This is a genomic window from Nocardia sp. NPDC004860 (assembly GCF_040609015.1).
Lineage (GTDB): Bacteria > Actinomycetota > Actinomycetes > Mycobacteriales > Mycobacteriaceae > Nocardia.
Map to the genome: position 1 here is coordinate 97,857 of NZ_JBEXJI010000014.1, position 17,753 is coordinate 115,609.

At 68.4% G+C, this 17,753-nt stretch carries 14 protein-coding genes; 4 read left to right on the plus strand and 10 right to left on the minus strand.

Annotated elements, in window-relative coordinates; genetic code table 11:
* Positions 1–63: 63 nt before the first annotated feature.
* Positions 64–1,584, minus strand: coding sequence for a GGDEF domain-containing protein (locus ABZV44_RS24570; RefSeq protein ID WP_354840506.1), 1,521 nt, complete (start codon positions 1,582–1,584; stop codon positions 64–66).
* Positions 1,585–1,856: 272 nt separating this feature from the next.
* Here ABZV44_RS24570 and galK point away from each other — a divergent pair, with 272 nt between their 5' ends.
* Positions 1,857–2,969: a galactokinase gene (gene galK, locus ABZV44_RS24575; protein ID WP_354840509.1), complete on the plus strand. Its 1,113-nt coding sequence runs from the start codon at positions 1,857–1,859 to the stop codon at positions 2,967–2,969.
* Between the two features lie 305 nt (positions 2,970–3,274).
* Here the strand turns inward: galK and ABZV44_RS24580 are convergent, their stop codons facing one another.
* From ABZV44_RS24580 to ABZV44_RS24605, 6 genes are all read right to left on the minus strand, one after another.
* Entirely contained in the window at positions 3,275–3,997 is a 723-nt protein-coding gene (locus ABZV44_RS24580; protein WP_354840512.1) for a hypothetical protein, read from the minus strand.
* A gap of 134 nt (positions 3,998–4,131) precedes the next feature.
* The gene (locus ABZV44_RS24585; RefSeq protein ID WP_354840826.1) at positions 4,132–5,487 is read right to left on the minus strand and encodes a PepSY-associated TM helix domain-containing protein; all 1,356 of its coding nucleotides are present in this window, start codon (positions 5,485–5,487) and stop codon (positions 4,132–4,134) included.
* 358 nt (positions 5,488–5,845) lie between these two features.
* Positions 5,846–6,421, minus strand: a complete 576-nt coding sequence (locus tag ABZV44_RS24590) for a hypothetical protein (RefSeq protein ID WP_354840515.1) — start codon at positions 6,419–6,421, stop codon at positions 5,846–5,848.
* A 76-nt stretch (positions 6,422–6,497) separates the two neighbouring features.
* Positions 6,498–8,159, minus strand: a complete 1,662-nt coding sequence (locus ABZV44_RS24595) for an acyl-CoA synthetase (protein WP_354840517.1) — start codon at positions 8,157–8,159, stop codon at positions 6,498–6,500.
* Positions 8,160–8,411: 252 nt separating this feature from the next.
* Complete coding sequence (locus tag ABZV44_RS24600) at positions 8,412–10,073, minus strand: acyl-CoA synthetase (protein WP_354840520.1); 1,662 nt, start codon at positions 10,071–10,073, stop codon at positions 8,412–8,414.
* A gap of 351 nt (positions 10,074–10,424) precedes the next feature.
* Positions 10,425–11,261, minus strand: coding sequence for an SDR family NAD(P)-dependent oxidoreductase (locus ABZV44_RS24605; protein WP_354840523.1), 837 nt, complete (start codon positions 11,259–11,261; stop codon positions 10,425–10,427).
* 107 nt (positions 11,262–11,368) lie between these two features.
* Between ABZV44_RS24605 and ABZV44_RS24610 the strand changes: the two genes are divergently transcribed.
* Both ABZV44_RS24610 and ABZV44_RS24615 read left to right on the plus strand, forming a co-directional pair.
* Positions 11,369–12,154, plus strand: a complete 786-nt coding sequence (locus tag ABZV44_RS24610) for a LuxR C-terminal-related transcriptional regulator (RefSeq protein ID WP_354840526.1) — start codon at positions 11,369–11,371, stop codon at positions 12,152–12,154.
* Positions 12,155–12,245: 91 nt separating this feature from the next.
* The gene (locus tag ABZV44_RS24615; protein ID WP_354840529.1) at positions 12,246–13,052 is read left to right on the plus strand and encodes an SDR family oxidoreductase; all 807 of its coding nucleotides are present in this window, start codon (positions 12,246–12,248) and stop codon (positions 13,050–13,052) included.
* A gap of 16 nt (positions 13,053–13,068) precedes the next feature.
* Here ABZV44_RS24615 and ABZV44_RS24620 read toward each other — a convergent pair whose 3' ends face one another.
* From ABZV44_RS24620 to ABZV44_RS24630, 3 genes are all read right to left on the minus strand, one after another.
* Positions 13,069–14,016 (minus strand): serine hydrolase, encoded by a 948-nt coding sequence (locus ABZV44_RS24620; RefSeq protein ID WP_354840531.1) that lies wholly within the window; start codon positions 14,014–14,016, stop codon positions 13,069–13,071.
* Positions 14,017–14,584: 568 nt separating this feature from the next.
* The gene (locus tag ABZV44_RS24625) at positions 14,585–15,835 is read right to left on the minus strand and encodes an acyl-CoA dehydrogenase family protein (RefSeq protein WP_354840533.1); all 1,251 of its coding nucleotides are present in this window, start codon (positions 15,833–15,835) and stop codon (positions 14,585–14,587) included.
* Between the two features lie 27 nt (positions 15,836–15,862).
* Positions 15,863–17,245: an acyl-CoA dehydrogenase family protein gene (locus tag ABZV44_RS24630; protein WP_354840536.1), complete on the minus strand. Its 1,383-nt coding sequence runs from the start codon at positions 17,243–17,245 to the stop codon at positions 15,863–15,865.
* 240 nt (positions 17,246–17,485) lie between these two features.
* On the opposite strand from ABZV44_RS24630, the gene ABZV44_RS24635 reads away from it, so the two are divergent.
* Positions 17,486–17,746 (plus strand): hypothetical protein, encoded by a 261-nt coding sequence (locus ABZV44_RS24635; RefSeq protein WP_354840539.1) that lies wholly within the window; start codon positions 17,486–17,488, stop codon positions 17,744–17,746.
* Positions 17,747–17,753 lie beyond the last annotated feature (7 nt).

Below are 17,753 nucleotides of genomic sequence, written 5' to 3' on the forward strand. Positions count from 1 at the left end.
GGTAACTCCGGCGCGAGGACCGGTGGCCCAACCCATTTCGTGTGGGGCTGGGCCGCTTCCGCGTCATACCGCGGATTCGCGCTGCCAGCTACGAGGACCGGATTCGGGACGGCTGCGGCGCAGGTCGTCGTGGAAGATGTAGCCGAGGGAGTATTCCTTGGCGTGGTACATGGCCGAATCCGCCTCGCGCAGTAGCTCGTAGACGGTGGTCTCGGTCTCTCGTGGCTTGGTGCAGGCGATTCCGATACTGGCCGCTATTCGCACCTCGGCCGCGCTCAGCTCGAACGGTTCTCCCAGGGTGGCGAGCAGCCGCTCCGCCAGCTGGCGGACCTGCTGCTGCGCCAGCGGGGCGAGCACCACGAATTCATCACCGCCGTAGCGGGCGGCCGCGTCATCGCGGCGGATCACACGGCGGATGCGGGCGGCGGCATTGGCGATGAGCTCGTCACCCACCGCATGGCCGTAGTTGTCGTTGACCCGCTTGAAGCCGTCGAGGTCGATGAACAGCAGGGCCAAAGGCTGTCCGGCCCAACGCTCCCGATTACGATGCAGCGCCCGCAGCAGGGCGGCGCGGTTCAGGAGTCCGGTGAGCATGTCGTGGTCTGCCTGATACTGCGCGCGCCGTTCGCTGCGGGCGCTGCGTTCGATGGCGCGTTCGCTGCGTAGTAGTACGCCCGCTAGTAGGAGGGCGAAGAGCGAGGACACCACCACGCGGTCGAGTGTGTCGAGGCTGGAGCCCACCACCGGCACCAGCGAGGCCACGATCATGACGATGGCGATGATGCTGGCCCGCTGCCGGGACCGGTGCGGATGGATGTCGCGCGGCTCGCCGAGGACCACCATGCTCGGGTGCAGGGCGGCCGCGCCGATCAGCGTGAAGCCCAGTTGCAGTGGCAGCAGCTGGATCTGGCGGCCGAAGACCGCCGAGCCCGCGGTTTCCAGGTTGTAGGCCAGGTCACCGGCCAGGATCACCAGCATGGCCAGGTGCACCAGTCGCAGCGAGGTTTCCGAGCGCGCCGAGGTGATCACCGAGTGCACGATCACGGTGAGCAGCAGGGCGTCCACGATCGGATCCGCGACCGAGGTGATGGTGGTGAAGTAGGTGTGGTGCGTCATGTGCAGCACCGGTGAGATGAGGAACGTCCACGACAGCAGTAGCGCGCCCAGGCCGATCAGCCCGGAGTCCAGCAGCAGATCGTGGTCGGTGCTGTTCTGCCGGGGGCGCAGCCACAGCACCGCGGCCACGCCGACGCAGCAGTATCCGCTGAGGGTGAAGAGATCGTCGAAGGGGTGGCGCTGCGATTCGGAGATGTGGCGCAGCCCGGTGCCGATGGCGAACTGCACGGCGGACGCCGACAGCAGATACCAGGGCAGGGGATGGCGGGGGTGGTACCTGCGTACGCCGAGCCCGATCATGGTGAGGCTGATGGCCACCGACACGAACAGGGTGCCCAGGGCCACCGCGCGGGTATTGACCACCATGGGCAGTCCGAGAATGAGCACGCCACCGATGAACAGCACGGTGCGCCAGCAGATTTTGAAGCGCGGACCAGACCGTTCGGCCAGTTGTGCGTCCGTTCCCACCAGCCCCCCTTATCCGAGCAGTACTCGAAAAGACACCGCCGATCATCAACCGAGTGTTGCGGTACGAGCATAGGTCCCGCGCAGCGGTGGCAGAGTGCCCGGTAGAGAAAAGGCGCTGCCACTATCTGGGCAACCGAACCGATCATGACATGAAAACGGCCGCTCCGGAGCGGAGTTCGGCGAACCCGCAGGATCACTTTCCGCGAGACTCGCTATGCTCCCCAGCGAATCGAACCGTACGGCCTGCGCGAACCTGTGAACAGGAGCCGGAAGTGGAAACGACGGCGGGACGCTGGTGGGCCCCGGGCCGGGTGAATCTCATCGGCGAGCACACCGATTACAACGACGGCTACGTGCTCCCGATGGCCCTGCCACTGGGTGTGACCTGCACCGCCGCGGCCGGGCCGGGTGGTGTGGCGCGGCTGAGATCCCGGCAGGCGCCCGGTGACTTCGTCGACACCACCATGGCCGGCCTCGCCGCCGGCGGCTGGTCCGAATTCCCCGCCTGGTCGCGCTACCCGCTCGGCGTCATCCGTGAATTCGAGCGCCGCGGCCACGAGGTGCCCGGCGTCCACCTCGATCTCGACGGCACCGTCCCGATCGGCGCGGGCCTGTCCTCCTCGGCGGCCCTGTCCTGCTCGGTCGCCATCGCTCTGCGGGACCTCTTCGCCCCCGCCGTCACCGACACCGAGCTCATCGACATCGCCCGTACCGCCGAAAACGTCTACGCCGGCGTCCCCACCGGCACCCTCGACCAGTCCGCTTCTCTCCTCTGCACCGCAGGCCACCTCCTTTTCCTCGACACCCGCACCGGAGCCACCGAGCAGATCCCCTTCGACCTGGCCGCCTTCGGCCTGACGCTGCTCATCATCGACACCGGCACCCCCCGCCGCCTGGTGGACAGCGACTACGCCGCCCGCCGCGTCGAATGTGCCGCCGCCGCAGCTCAACTGGACGCTCCCACCCTCCGCGACATCCCCTTCGCCGCCGAAGCCGACCGCCTCACCGACCCCCTCCTCCGCCGCCGCGCCCGCCACGTGATCACCGAAAACGCCCGTGTCCTGCAAATAGCCGAACAATTGCGCACCGGCGCCGACCCCCGCACCATAGCCCCCCTCCTCACCGCCGCCCACCAATCCCTCCGCGACGACTTCGAAGTCTCCGCCCCACCGCTGAACACCGCCGTCGACGCGGCCCTCGCCGCCGGCGCCCACGGCGCCCGCATGACCGGCGCCGGCTTCGGCGGCAGCATCCTCGCCCTCGCCGACCGCGACGACACCCCCAACATCGTCACTGCCATTCGAGAATCCTTCGCCACCAAGGGATTCCCCCCACCCCGCGACTACACGGCAACCCCCTCCGCCGGCGCCCACCGCCTTCCCTGACCCGCGCTGTACCTCCAACTCGTCGTCAGAGGCTGTCCGCCGTAACTGGATCCACGTGCGGCCGGACCCGAGCGGTAACCCTCCGCCGAGCAACGCGCTGTCCGCCGAGCCGCGAAACCTGTAGTGCGTGTGGGTCATTCGCCCGGCCTCGGTCAGTTCGGCGGTATGTCAGTAGTGACCGTTGGTGTGCTGCTGTCGTCCGGGTCGGTGTAAATGGTGGCGGGAGGCCTGTTTTTCGGTCGTAACCACGGTGCCGCCGGCCGATCGGGGAGTTGGTGAATCGGTCGGCGGCAACGGGTTTCGGGTTACTTCGCGGGCGTGATCGAGGGCTGGGTGATGGTTGTGAAGTACTGGACTGCGGCGGCGATGGCTACCGGGGCGGTTACGAAGAGCTGGCCGGCGATGGTGCCGACGAAGCCGACGGCGCCTGCGCCGATGAGGCAGCCGGTGCCGGCTGCGCCGAGGAGCGGGACGAACATGGCGGCGAGGACGCCTGCGGAGCCGAGGGTGACCAGTCCGGCGGCGCCGACGGCGCCGAGCAGGCAGCCGAGAGCCGCGCCGCCGAGGCCGCCGGCCAGGGTGCCGATGGTGGCGCCCATGGAGATGGTGCTGGTCATGCGGCTCCAGGCGGCCTGTTCACGCTCGTAGTCCGACTTCCAGGGCGCGCTGTTCTCGAAGGGCAGCGCGACCGGCTGGTAGACCGCGTGGGCGGTGTCGAACTGCGGGGTGAGCGTGGCGACGCGGTCGTGGATGTCGGCGGCGATCGGGAAGACGAAATCGTCCACCCGGAACGACAATTCGGTGCCCGCGACCGTGGTTCCGTCGGCGGCCTCGATCTTCAGAACGCCGTTGTCCACCACCAGCGACCCGGCATCCGTGCGGATGGTCAGGTCCCTCTCGCCGGCGGTGGCGGTGTAGTTGACGACACCCGCGTCGGACTGGGCGGGTGCGGCGTTCACGGTTCCGGCGGTGACCCCGAGTGCGGTCGTCACGAGGGCGGCGGACACGGCGAACTTGTTGAGCTTCATCAGGTTTCGTCTTTCGTCAGTGCGGGTCAGGGTCCGCACGGATGGCGCGGCTCTGCTCTGTGCGTGAGCCGCGAAAGGGTGTGACCGGCCGACGGCACGACCCGGAGGCCGTGTCGCTCAGCGGTTTTCGTGGACTAGGCGGTGGCGCGCAGGCGGGCTCCCACACCCACCAGCACGTCGATCACCAAGAAGCCCAGCAGCGGAATGCCGATCATGGGCGCGAACCAGCCGACCACCGCGGCGGCCGCTGCCAACGGCGCCAGGACGATCAGCGGGGTCTGCGCCAGCGCCCGGCGCGGGGCCTTGCCCACGGCGAGCCTCGACTCCTTGGTCGGGCGACGCCGCCACCACATGAGGTAGCCGCGCACGATCACGGTGACCAGCCCGGCCATGATGACCAGCAGCAACAGCTGATTGGCCAGGCCGAACATCAGGCCCATGTGGAACTGGATGCCCCAGTTGGTGAGCTTGGCCATGAGCGGCCAGTCGGAGTACGGCAGCTTGTCGGTGACATTGCCGGTCGCGCCGTCCACCGCGATGGCATCGCGGGTGTACTGGCCGGGCCGGCGCAGCTCCTGCGCCACGAAGGCCATACCGTCCTTGGCCGGAATGCTGATCTCCAAGGGCCCGGTCAGGCCGTTGGCCCGGGCGACGCCGTACACGGTGTCGACCAGTGCAGCCTTGTCGGCGGGAGGCATGGCCGCGGCCGCACCGCCACCGTGGTGATCGTGTTCGCCGCCCGCGGACATGGCCGGACCGGTCGACCCGGGCAGCTTGGCGCTCACCGCGGGCGTGGTCCAGCTCATCGCCTGCCGCAGCTGAGTGACGTTCTCACCCGCGTACTTCGACCAGGTCATACCGGTGACCGACAGCAGCAGGAGCACCGGCAGGATCCAGACACCCACCACCGCATGCCAATTCAGTGTCCGGGCCCGCGGCCGCGAGCGGTCCGGCCGCAGCAGCCAGCCGGGCGACCGCTTCTCGCGCCGCGCCCGCACCCGCCGGTACCAGAGCACCAGACCGGCCAGCGCCACCAGCCACAGCCAGGAGGCCGCGATCTCGCTGTAGTAGCGGCCGAACGCGCCCAGGTGCAGATCCTTGTGCAGCTGGTCGATCCAGGTGCGCATGGGCAGCGCGCCCGAGCTGCCGTAGACGACGCTGTCGCCCACCGGCTGCGCGGTCACCGGGTCGACGAACACCGCGCGCCGCTCGGATTCGCCCAGCGACGGATCGCTGAAGAGCACGCGCGTGGTCTCCCCGGCGTGCTGTCCCGGGGCCACCGCCACCAGCGCCAGCTTCGGCTCGGCCGCCTGCCCGGCGGCGACCTGCTCTCGCAACGGCTTGGCCGGGCCGGTCGAATCGGTGTGCAGCAGGCCGCTGGAGGTGACGGTCTCCAGCGTCGGCGAGATCGCGTACAGCGCACCGGTCACGGCCGCGATCAGGATGAACGGCGCCACGAAGACGCCGGCGTAGAAGTGCAGTCGCAGCATGAGCGCCTGAAAGGCATTGCCCGCGCCACGTTTCGAGGGCCGGCCGGACGGCGGCTCCGTCGTCCGGGTAGGGGAGGGCGGCGGTGTCGTATCGACACCGCTGTCAGTGATTGTCACCAGCGATCTTTCGGGTTCGAGGGAACACCCGGGGACACGCGGTACGGGGAGCGAACACGTCGAGGCGACGCATGTCAGGGCACACCATGACCCCCTCATGGTGCGCACGCGACTGCCACCGCGTGCGCACAGCGGTCATGGGGATGCCCGGACGCGCATGACGCCACCGCGACGGACGCGGGTGCACGGCGAAGTCACACGGACGCGAAAGTCCGTGTGCCCGGGTGTGAAAAGAAGGGAATCAGCCTCGAACGAGCGCGGGTGGTCCGCGAGTGCGGAAGACGTCGGCCGCGAAGATGCGCAGCACGACGAGATCCCGGTGCGCGATGGGCAGCAGCGGCGGCCCGGTGAGCACCGGTAGTGAAACAGGTAGCGGCAGCGCCCAGGACAGTACCGTGGTGCCGATCCGATAGGCCGCTTCCGCACCGAGGATGACGACGGCCGCCGCGCACGCTGCCACGATGTGCGCGGCCAGCATGGCCGGACTCCACATCGAGGCATTGTGGTGGTGATGGTGCATGCTGCCCGGCGAGCCCCACATCATGCTGAAGTGACCCAGGAATTGCCCGCCGATCAGCGCGACCACCAGCCCGAGCGCCGTGCTGCGCAGCGTGTGCACGCTCGCCACCACCGCGCCGACCGCGGCCGAGGCGGCGACCAGCAGCGTCAGTGGACCGGACTCCAGGGGCGCGGCCCCCGAGATCCAGCCGTGCGCGGCCACCGCGAGCGCCCCGGATACCGAACCGGCCGCCCCACCGCGCAATACCGCAGCATCGCTGCGGGAATGCGCTGTAGAGCGGCCGGATTCGATGTTCACGCGCTGATAATAGCCAGGCCTGATCTCGCCCCTATCCGTACCCTGCCGTTAACCGGCGGGGTGTGAACGGCTTTGGCTAATTCTCCGTGACTTCCATCTCGATCAGCGGCTTGCGCAGCAGCTTTCCGGTGGCATTGCGCGGCAGCTCATCGAGGAAGATCACCTCGCGCGGCACCTTGTAGCGCGCCAGGTTCTCCTTCACGTAGTCCTTGATCTCCTGCACGTCCCGGTTGGAGTCGGGCCCCGGAACCACGATGGCGCGCAGGCGCTTTCCGAAGTCGCGGTCGTCGACCCCGACCACCGCCGCCTCCAGGATGTCGTGGCGGTTGGACAGCAGGTTCTCGACCTCCTGCGGGAAGACGTTCTCGCCGCCGGAGACGATCATGTCGTCGTCGCGGCCGTCGATGAACAGCAGCCCGTCGGTGTCGAAGTGACCGACGTCGCCGGAGGACATGAGGCCGTCCACGTACTCCTTGGTGCGGCCGTCGGTGTACTGCTTGAAGGAGTGCCCGTTCTCGATGAAGATCGTGCCGGTCACGTTGGGCGCGGAGATGCGCTTGCGGTTCTCGTCGTAGAGCGCGACGCGAATGCCGACCGGCGCCTTGCCCGCGGTGGTCGGGGCCTTGCGCAGTTCCGACGGGGTGGCCACGGTCATGACCGCGCACTCGGTGGAGCCGTACACGTTGTAGAGGGTCTCGCCGAAGTAGTCGAGGGTGCGGGTGACGACGTCCGGCGGGATGGCCGAGCCGGCGGCGAAGACGACTTTCAGGGTCTCCGCCGGATTGTACTTCGCCAGCGTCTCTTCCGGCAGGTCCAGGATGCGCTGCAGCATGGTCGGGACCACGGTCAGACCCTGTGCGCGGAACTTCTTGATATTGGCCAGCGTGCCCTCGGGATCGAAGCGGCGCTGCTGGAACACCACCCGGTTGCCCAGCGCGATCGACAGCGTGAACTGCGACAGGCCGGTGGCGTGGAAGATCGGGGCGGCCATCACCACGGTGCTGTTGCGCGGCAACGGGATTCGATCCAGGAACTGGGCCGTGATGAACGGGCTGACCCTGTCGCGCGGCGCGCCCTTGGGGGTGCCGGTGGTGCCCGAGGTCAGGATGACCATGCCGCCCGGCTTCTCCGGCGGCGCCAGCGGCGCGGTGGACTGCCCGGCCGCCACCGACTCGATGGTCGGAATCGACGGGTCGGCATTGTCCTGCTCGTCGACCCAGGTCAGGATGCGCGGAATCTCGGCCGGAATGGCCGACATCAGATCGAAGAACTCGCTGTCGTGCAGCACCGCCTTGACGTTCTCGCGGGCGGCCACATCGGTGAACTGCGGCTTGGCGAAGCCGGTGTTCATCAGTACCGCGCGCACGCCCAGCTTGCCGGCCGCGACCAGGCTGAGCACGATGCCGCGGTGGTCGCGGGCCAGTACACCGATCACATCGCCGGGGCCCAGGCCCTGGGCGGCGAGGCCGCGCGCGAAGGCATTGGACTGCTGGTCGAGCTGCTCGAAGGTCAGCTCACCACGCTCGTCGACAATGGCCGCGGACTTGGGATTGGTGTTGGCCGCGTGCACGACCGCGCCCGCGAACGGACCGAACTTCAGCACATTGAGCGCCGAGCGCACCGCGTGATCGGGGCGCAACGGATTGAAGAGTCCCCCTCGGACCATGGCATTGACGCTGAGTGCCGTATCGCCGGCCTTGCGTAGAACCGTGCCAGCCGATGGAAGGGCAAGTGACATGGGTACAACCTTCCGCGATCCCCCGCCGGACGAGTCGGCCGACGGACCGCAACATCGAGATCCAGTGCGGTGCTAACCCTAGCAAGCGCAGGCAGCCGGGGTGTGGCCGAGGTCTCCGTTACTCGCGGTTACGAATAAACCGCGCAGCTCGTGGTGGGGATCCCAGGATTGCCGCCGTGTCGCGGCCGCCATCGGCGCTCTGCCGCCTGTTGACTCGGCGCTGTGCCGCCTCTTGACTCGGCGCTGTGCCGCCTACTGACTCGCGACGGGTGGCTCGTACTCCACGAGGACCCGGCGCAGCAGTTTGCCGGTGGCATTGCGCGGCAGATCGTCGAGGAAGAAGACGTCCCGCGGCACCTTGTAGCGGGCCAGATTGGCCTTCACATAGGTCTTGATCTCCTCCGGCGCGAGCTTCGCGCCGGGCTCGGGAACGATGAACGCGCGCAGGCGCTTACCGAATTCCACATCGTCCACGCCGACTACTGCCGCATCGAATACGTCGGGGCGCTCCAGCAGCAGGTTCTCGACCTCCTGCGGAAAGACGTTCTCGCCGCCGGAGACGATCATGTCGTCGTCGCGGCCGTCGATGAACAGCAGTCCGCGATCGTCGAAGTGCCCGACGTCGCCGCTGGACATGTACCCGTCGATGACCTCCTTCATCCGCCCGTCGGTATAGCCCTTGAACGGCGAGCCCGAGCGGATGAAGACTCGGCCCGTCACGTTCTTGGCGAGGACGCGCCGCCCGTCGTCGTCGAAGAGCGCCACCTCGCAGGTGAGCGGCGCCCGCCCCGCCGTCCCCGGTGCGAGGGCCAGATCCTCGGGCCGGGCGACCGAGGCGATCGCGCATTCGGTGGAGCCGTAGAGGTTGTAGAGCACCGGCCCGAACACCTCGGCCGTGCGCACCGACAGCTCCGGCGACAGCGCCGAACCGGCCAGCACGATCCCGGTCAGCGAGGAGGTGTCGTACTGCTGGCGAATCTCCTTGTCCAGCTCGACCATTCGATGCAGCATGGTCGGCACCGCCACCAGCATGTCGGCGCGGTGCTCGGCGATCAGGCGCAGCGTCCGCTCGGCGTCGAAGCGGCGCGCCATCACCACCTTGTTGCCGAAGGCGCACGCGGTCAGCCAGGTCGCGAATCCGGTGGAGTGGAAGATGGGGGAGACGATGACCATCGTGCCCTGCTGCGGAAAGTCGATGCGGTCCACCATCTGCACCGTCGACAGTGGTCCGGTGCGTTCGCGCGGGGCGCCTTTGGGCAGGCCGGTGGTGCCCGAGGTGAGGATGATGAAGCCGCCCGGCTGCTTCGGCGCGGGCAGCGGCGTCGGCGCGTTGGCCGCGATGAGCTCGTCCAGAGTTTTTGTGCCGGACGGTATTTCGGTGCCCTCGTCGACCCAGGTCAGTATGCGCGGAAGATCCTCGGGCAGGGCGTCGAGCAGGCCGAGGAATTCGCTGTCATGCAATACGACTCGCACGTTCTCGCGCTCGCAGACCTGGGCGAACTGCGGTTTGGCGAATCCGGTGTTCATCAGTGCCAGCCGCGCGCCGAGTTTGCCCAGTGCCGCCATGGTCAGCACCAGGCCCCGGTGATCGCGGGCCAGCACGCCCACCACGGTTCCGGGTTTGACGCCGTTGCGCTGCAATCCGCGCGCCAGCGCGTTCGACTGCTCGTCCAGCTCCCGGTAGGTGAGCTCACCCCGCTCGTCCGCGAGGGCCGGCCGGTCCCCGAACAGGCGCGCCGCGCGCCGTACCGCGGTCGCCGGCGGCCCGAAAACCCTGGCGTCCCTGAGTAATCGGACCGTCCCCACCGGATCGGTGGGATCGCTCAACCCCAACTCCCGCAAACGCCTCAGGCCCTCGAGTGCCTCACCGGTGTGCGCCATGCGCTGCCGAGCCGAATGCAGAACCGAGGCCATACGGACCACCTCCGTTGACGAGCCGTCCACCGCCCGGACCCGACGGCGGTAGCGTCACCGTAACAGCGGCCTGTGACGACCGTTACACAAATTCGGTCACAACGGACACACGGCAACTCTGAGCGAATGGCCCTACCGTGTTCACCTGTTGATAGCTCGCTCGTAACCTGGGTCGCCCAGGCTGCGGGTTCCCCTTCCCCGAACCGATGAGGTACCCCATGGAGATTCTCGCCGCACTCGCCAACATCGTCGCCGCCATGAGCACCGGAAGCGCGTCGCTGGCCGCGCTGTAATCCGGCGCTCATACGAACAGCCCGCCGACCGATCGGCGGGCTGTTCGCGTATCCGGGCTCAGACCTCGTCGAAGCCGGTAGTCAGGCCCAGGTGGGCGGTGGCGTCCAGCTCGGCGGCGACGGTGGCCAGCTTGCCGCGGATGGCGCCGACCGCGTCCGGGCCCAGGGCCAGGCGCAGCGGGGCGTCCGCCTGACCGATCACCGCGAGGACGGCGGCCGCGGCCTTGCCGGGATCGCCCTGCTGCTGCTGGTCGGAGGCGGGCAGGCCGTCGCGGATGGCGCCCACGGTGCCGGCGTAGTCCGGGATGGCGGAACCGATGGTGAGGGCGGCGGGCTTGGCGAAACCGGTTCGGAATTCCCCGGGTTCGACGATCAGCACCTGAATGCCGAGCGGATTCACCTCGGCGGCAAGGGCTTCACTGGCCAGCTCCAGCGCGCCCTTGGCGGCGCTGTAGGCGCCCACGCCCGCGAAGGACAGGAACCCGCCCATGCTGGTCAGCTGGACGATGGCGCCCGCGTGGCGCTCGCGCATCTGGGGGAGAACCAGCTGGGTCAGCCGCAGCGGGCCGAAGAACATGACCTCCATGGCGTCCCGCAGATCGGCCTCGGTGGTCTCCTCGATCGCGCCGACGATGCCGTAGCCCGCATTGTTGACCAGGATGTCGATCCGCCCGGCCTCTTTCACCGCCCGCTCGGCGGCGGCCGGGTCGCGCACGTCCAGGGTCACCACCTGCACCCGGTCCGGGTACGCGACAACCATGTCCGCCATGGTCTCGGGGCGGCGCACCGCGGCCACCACCTCGTCCCCGGCGGCCAGCACGGCCTGGGTGAAGGCCGCGCCGAAACCGCTGTTGGCTCCGGTGATCAGCCAGCGGCGGGAGGTCTGTGCAGTCATGGGTCGCTTCCTCGATCGGTTCTTCCGGCGGGTCCGCCGGAGTGCTGTCACCGACAATGCCCGCGCGCGGCGTGCCACGGTATGGCCCAAAGGTGGAATATGGATCGGTGACCGGAGCCCTCACCGACCCCACTCGCCGTCCCCGCCCGCTCCCCGAGGGCGACCCGTTGAGTGCCGAGGACCATCGGCGGCTGATCGGCGTGCTCGAATCGGTGGATCGGGCCGGGGATCTGACCGAGTTCCGGGAGCGGCTGCTGCTGGCCCTGCAGAGCTGGTTCGGATTCACCGGAGTCGCTGTGCTGCACGGTGATTCGCTCGACGAGGCGATCCGTGAGGGCTGCGGTATCCAAGGTGGGTACACCTCCGAGTTCCTCGCCGACTACGCCACGCGCTGGATCGAAGCGGATCCCCTGCGCGGGGGGCTGGTCGCCGATCTCTTGCGGACCCGGGGCGTCATCCGGCTCAGCGAAGTTCCCGGCGCCACTCCGTTCCTGACGGACTTCCTGCGCCCCAACGGAATCAACGACAAGGCGGCCATGCTGGTGGACGGCGGTCCCGCCGGTGTGCTGTATGTCGGTATGGCAGTGGCGGACTCGCTGCGGGTGCCGGAACGGGACGTTGCCGTCCTGCACTCGCTGCGGCGGCACCTCGCCCCGCTGGTCGCCGATCAGCTCACCCGGGACCGGGAACGGCGTGATACCGCCGCGAATTGGCAACTGACGCCCCGGGAATGGGAGGTCGCGGATTTGGCGGCCCGCGGACTCACCAACCGGCAGATCGCCGAGCGCCTGTTCATCGGCGTCGACACCGTGAAGAAGCACCTCAGCCGGGTGCTGGCGGAGACCGCCTGCACCAGCCGCACCCAGCTGGCCGTCCGCTTCGCGGCGGCCTGACCGTGCTCGCGGTGGCCTGACCGCGCCACCATCCGGTATCGAACCGGTCGATCCAGGTATCGGCACCGATACCGCGCCGCAAAATCAGTTGATGAGCGACCTCTTCGATTTCTCCGGCCGGACGGTCTTCGTGGCGGGCGGTACCAGCGGCATCAATCTCGTTGTGGCTCGAGCCTTCGCGCGGGCCGGGGCCTCGGTGGCGGTGCTCTCGCGCACGCCGGACAAGGTGCGCGCAGCCGTCGACTCGCTCGGTGAATGCGGGGTCACCGCCCTGGGTTTCGTCGCGGACGTGCGTGACTACGAGGCGGTCGCCGAGGGCCTCGCCGCCACCTGCACCGAGCTCGGGGAGCTGGACGTGCTGGTCTCGGGCGCGGCCGGGAACTTCCCCGCCGCAACGGAATCCATGTCGGCGCGGGCCTTCGGGGCCGTGGTGGACATCGATCTGAAGGGCACCTTCAATGTCCTGCGCGCCGCTCGCGAGCACTTGCGCACGCCCGGGGCTTCGGTCATCACCATCTCGGCGCCGCAGTCGACCGTGCCCATGACCCTGCAGGCGCACGCCTGCGCCGCCAAAGCGGGCGTGGACATGCTCACCAAGGTCGCGGCGCTGGAATGGGCGGCGGCGGGCATCCGGGTGAATGCGGTGGTTCCCGGCCCCATCGAGGACACCGAGGGCATGGCCCGCCTGGCTCCCACTCCCGAATTGTCCGAGCTGGTGGCCAGATCCGTGCCGCTGGGCCGCTACGGCACCGCCCAGGAGATCGCCGACTGCTGCCTGTGGCTGGCGTCGCCGTACGCCACCTACGTCAACGGCGCCGTCATCCCGGTCGACGGCGGCTGGTCGCTGGGCGGCGCCTCCGAGGTCTTCACCGCCATGCGAAATCTGCTGGCGGGCTGATACTTCCCGCGCCGGCTCAGTGCCCGCCCGAGGCGATCTTCTTCGGATCGATGAACGACTGCAGCGGCGACAGATGCGTGTAGGTGTCGAACAGCGACCGCCCCAGCGTGGCATGCGCCTCCACCACCGGATTCGTAGCCCCGTAGTTGTCCGCGTCCGGCGCCTGATCGGCGAAGAACGAGAACACCACCAGCGGCGCCCCCGCCGCATCGAACATGATCCCGGTGTCGTGCCGCTTGTCGTCGGACGCACCGTGTTTGGTGGCGAAGCGCGCCCGCTCCTCCGAGGACATGTTCCGCCGGATCCCGTCGGTGTATCCCACCGCGGTCCACGTCATGATCCGCAGCACCGCTTGCGTCGACTCCCTCGACAGCAGCGTCCCCGACGCCAGCCGGAACAGCAGATCGTTGTTCTCCCGCGCCGTCGTGTTCCCCAGATAGAACCGGCTCTCACCGGGTATCGGCAGCACCCGGGTCGCCTTGAACCCCAGCCGATCCAAGATCTCGTTGATCTGATCCCCGGACACGAAACGCGACAACAACCGCACCGCGGTGTTGTCCGACACCTGCAGCATGGTCGTCAGCAGATTCGCCACCGTCAGCTGATCCCCGAACGCCGCCTGGTTCAGATACAGCCCGCTGCCCTCGGCCACCATGTCGGCATCCAGAGTCGTGGTGTCCGACAGCTTGATCCGCCCGGCATCCACCTCGGTCATCACCGCGGTCATCACCACCAGCTTCTGCACGCTGGCCCCCTCGATGACGAAGTCGGCGTCCTCCTCGACGACCGGAACCGGCTGCCCCGACCCGAGATCGCTGACCAGGCAGTGCCACCGGCCCCCGGCGACCTTGGTAATGGCCCGATACTGGGCATCGAACGCCGGCCCCACCACCGGCACACCGGCCTGAGCCGTCCCCGCCCGCATCATCCCCCCAGCCGCGATAGCGCCGGCCCCCAATAGCATCCGCCTACTGAATCCACGCACCGGCGAAACCTATCCGCGTAGATCATATTTGGGCAACCAGAGCGCGAAACTCCCAGCTGGTGTCGCCGAGTCGCGTGGGCCAGCCGACGGCGTCACGGAGCAGGTCATACAGTGGCCGCCGCCCGGCCGCGCCCCAGTTGACCGCCAGTTTCAGCACGTACCCGGCGGCCAGCGCTGGTCGTCCGTCGATCGGCGACTTCGAGATCGGGGATTCAGTGTGAACCGAGACCGATTCGACTACCGATACGCCGGGCCCGAATCTGCTTGCCACTGTGCAGCGGACGCCGACCACCACAGGTGCACACACCATACGAAGCTATGGCTGCGCCAGCGGCGTTGGATACCCTGGCTCCCACCCCCGACCGCGACATTGCCCGTGACCGTGTCCGCCGCGCAAACCAGCACCGGCAGCGCCGACTGCCTCCCGGTTATCGGCAACCTGCTGAAGGCGCTCGGACTAACCCACCACGGGCGAGGGCGTCCGAAGACGAGAAAACCGGTGCGAGCCGAGAACGCGGCTCGCACCGGTTTTCCGTTGTGCCAGAACTTACTTCAGCTTGTCGCTGCCCAGTCCCAGCACGCGGCGGGCGACGATGAGCTGCTGGATCTGCTGGGTGCCTTCGAAGATGTCGAGGATCTTCGAGTCGCGGGCCCACTTCTCCAGGAGGGTGCGCTGGGAGTAACCCGTGGTGCCGGCGAGTTCGACGGCCTTGAGGGTGACGTCGGTGCCCATGCGGCCGGCCTTGGCCTTGGACATGGAAGCCTCGAGAGAGTTGGGCTTCTTGTTGTCGGCCATCCACGCGGCGCGCAGCGACAGCAGGTAGGCGGCTTCCCAGTCGGCCTCCAGGCGGAGGAATTCCGCGGCGGCGGCGTGCTGGTTGTTGGCCGGCTTGTCGTAGGAGATCTCGATGCCCGCGTCGGTGAGGACGGTGCGGAGTTCCTCGAGGGCGGCGCGGCCGACGCCGACGGCCATGCCGGCGACCAGCGGGCGGGTGTTGTCGAACGTCTGCATGACGCCCGCGAAACCCTTCTCCACATTGACTTCCGGCGAGCCCAGGATGTTGTCCTTGGGGATGCGGCAGTCCTCGAGGCGGAGCTCGGCGGTGTCGGAGGCCTTGATGCCGAGCTTGTGCTCGAGGCGGGACACGGTGAGGCCCTTGGCATCCCGCGGCACCACGAACGACTTGATGGCCGCGCGGCCCAGCGACTTGTCGACGGTCGCCCACACCACGATGTGGGTGGCGCGCGAACCGGCGGTCACGAAGATCTTGGTGCCGTTGAGCACCCACTCGTCCCCGTCGAGCACCGCGGTGGTGGACACGGCCGCGGAGTCGGAACCGAAGGACGGCTCGGTGATGGCCATGGCGGCCCACACCTTGCCGAAACGCGACAGCTGCTCATCGGTGGCGACCGCCGCGATGGCGGCGTTGCCGAGACCCTGGTAGGGGATCGACAGCATGAGGCCGACATCGCCCCACGAGGTCTCCAGCGCGTTCATCAGCGCGGACATATTGCCGCCGTTGGTGTTTCCGAGCAGCTCGGTGGCGTGCGCGTCCTTGGCGGACCCGGCGCCCTCGGTCTTCTCGCCGGCCTTGCGGCCGCCGGTGGCGCCGGAGACGTCGGCCGAGCCGGAGTCGGACAGGCCCTCGACCATGGCGGCCATGGTGTCCAGCTCGACCGGGTATTCGTGCTCGGCCAGGTCGTACTTGCGCGACGCGGGACGGAAGATCTCCTGCGCGACCTGGTGGGCCTGGTTGGCGCTGGCCCGCAGCTTCTTGGGGAGTTCGAGATTGATCATGAGTGGTCTCTCCGTTGAGAAGTCGGGTCAGATGAGGACGATGCCTTCGGCCACGCCGACGCCGCGCAGATCGCGGTACCAGCGCTCGACCGGGTGCTCCTTGGTGAAACCGTGGCCGCCGAGCAGCTGCACGCCGTCGAGCCCGATCTGCATACCCTTGTCGGTGGCCAGCTTCTTGGCCAGCGCGGCCTCGCGGGCGAAGGACAGCCCCTGCTCCGCGCGCGACGCACCCCGCAGCGTCACGAGCCGAAGACCGTCCAGCTCGATCGCCATATTGGCGACCATGAACGCGACCGCCTGGCGGTGCGCGATCGGCTCACCGAACGCCTCACGCTCCTTCACGTACGGAATCACGTAGTCCAGCACGGCTTGACCGGTGCCGATGGCCAGCGAGGCCCAGCCCAGCCGGGCCAGCCGCACGGCGTCGGCGTACTCCTCGGCGCGCTGTGCGCCCTCCGAGTCGCCCAGCAGGGCGGTGGCCGGCACGGCCACATTGTTCAGCACCAGCCGGCCCAGGCCCGCGGCGCGCATACCCATGCTCGGGTCCGCCTCGATCACCACACCGTCGGTGCCGGACTCGACGATGAAGAAGGTGGGGCGGCCGTCCAGCTCGGCGGCGACGATGAACAGCTCGGCGTCACCCGCGGCCGGGACCAGGGTCTTCACGCCGTTGAGGCGGAAACCGCTGGGGGAGCGGGTGGCCTTGGTCCGCAGCGCGAACGGATCGAACAGGGCCTGCGGCTCGGCGACGACGACCGAGGCCTGCGGCACGTTCTCACCCGTGAAGGCGCCCAGGTAGGTCTGCTGCTGCGCGTCGGTACCCCACTGCGACAGCGCGATCGCGACACCGCTCGGCGCCAGGATCGGCAACGCCAGGCCCATGTCGCCGTACGAAAGCGCCTCGGCCACCAGCGAATTGGTGACCGCGCCCCGCTCGGACGCCGCGCCCTCGAGCTCCTCGGGCACGTTGATCAGGGTGATGCCCAGCTCGGCGGCGCGCTCGAGCAGGTCGCGCGGGGCCTTGGCGGAATTGTCGGCCTCGTACGCGGCCGGGCGCAGGATCTCGCCGGCGAAGTCGCGCACCGTCTCGACGATCATCTGCTGCTCGTCGGTCGGGGTGAGGTCGAAGTAGTCCTTCTTGCGAGACTCGTTGGCGGGCAGCCGCTTCGGAGCGCCACCGCCCGCGACCTTCTCGAACACCCGGGTCGCCGCGCCCAGGGTGCGGAACCCGGTCTTGGTGCCCTCGTAGGTGATGCGTTCGATCGGCTTGCGCAGCTTGTACTTCTCCGCCAGCTCCGATCCCGTGATGGTCGTCATGACCCGCATCGCCGCGCCCATCCAGTCGCGTTTGACCGGGTTGAGGCCAACGGCGGAGGTATCCCGCTTCGTTGCGGTGTCTCGAGTGCTCATAATCACCAGTTTTCTATCGAGGAGGTGGGTGATCCTGCCCAGCAATCTTACTCCTGAGTAAGACTATCTTACTTCAGAGTAAGAACTGACGTCGAGGATTGTCGAATCAGCAGGTCAGGGCAGCCGTTCGAACTTACCGACCGGTATCGCTCGGATCTAGTGAAACAAATATGCTTCAGACGCGCCCGAGGTGGGCTAGGGTGTCGGCGCATAACCCGCTCCTGATGGAGGTTCGTACATATGAAGATCGCGCTCGGAACGGCGGGCATCATTGCCGCCGGTCTCTTCCTCGCCGCCCCCAACGCCAGCGCCGACGTGCAGCTGCAGCCGATCGATGTGGGCATCACCGGTTCCGGCGTCGGCCTGGGCACCGGATCCGGCACGGGTGGCTGCATCAGCGGCGTCGGCACCGAGATCGGACTCGGTTCGGTCGGTGTGGGCTCCGCTGCCCCCGGCGGCCCGTTCCTCGACTTCGGCTCGGTCTGCGTCCCGCTCGGCTGAGAGACAA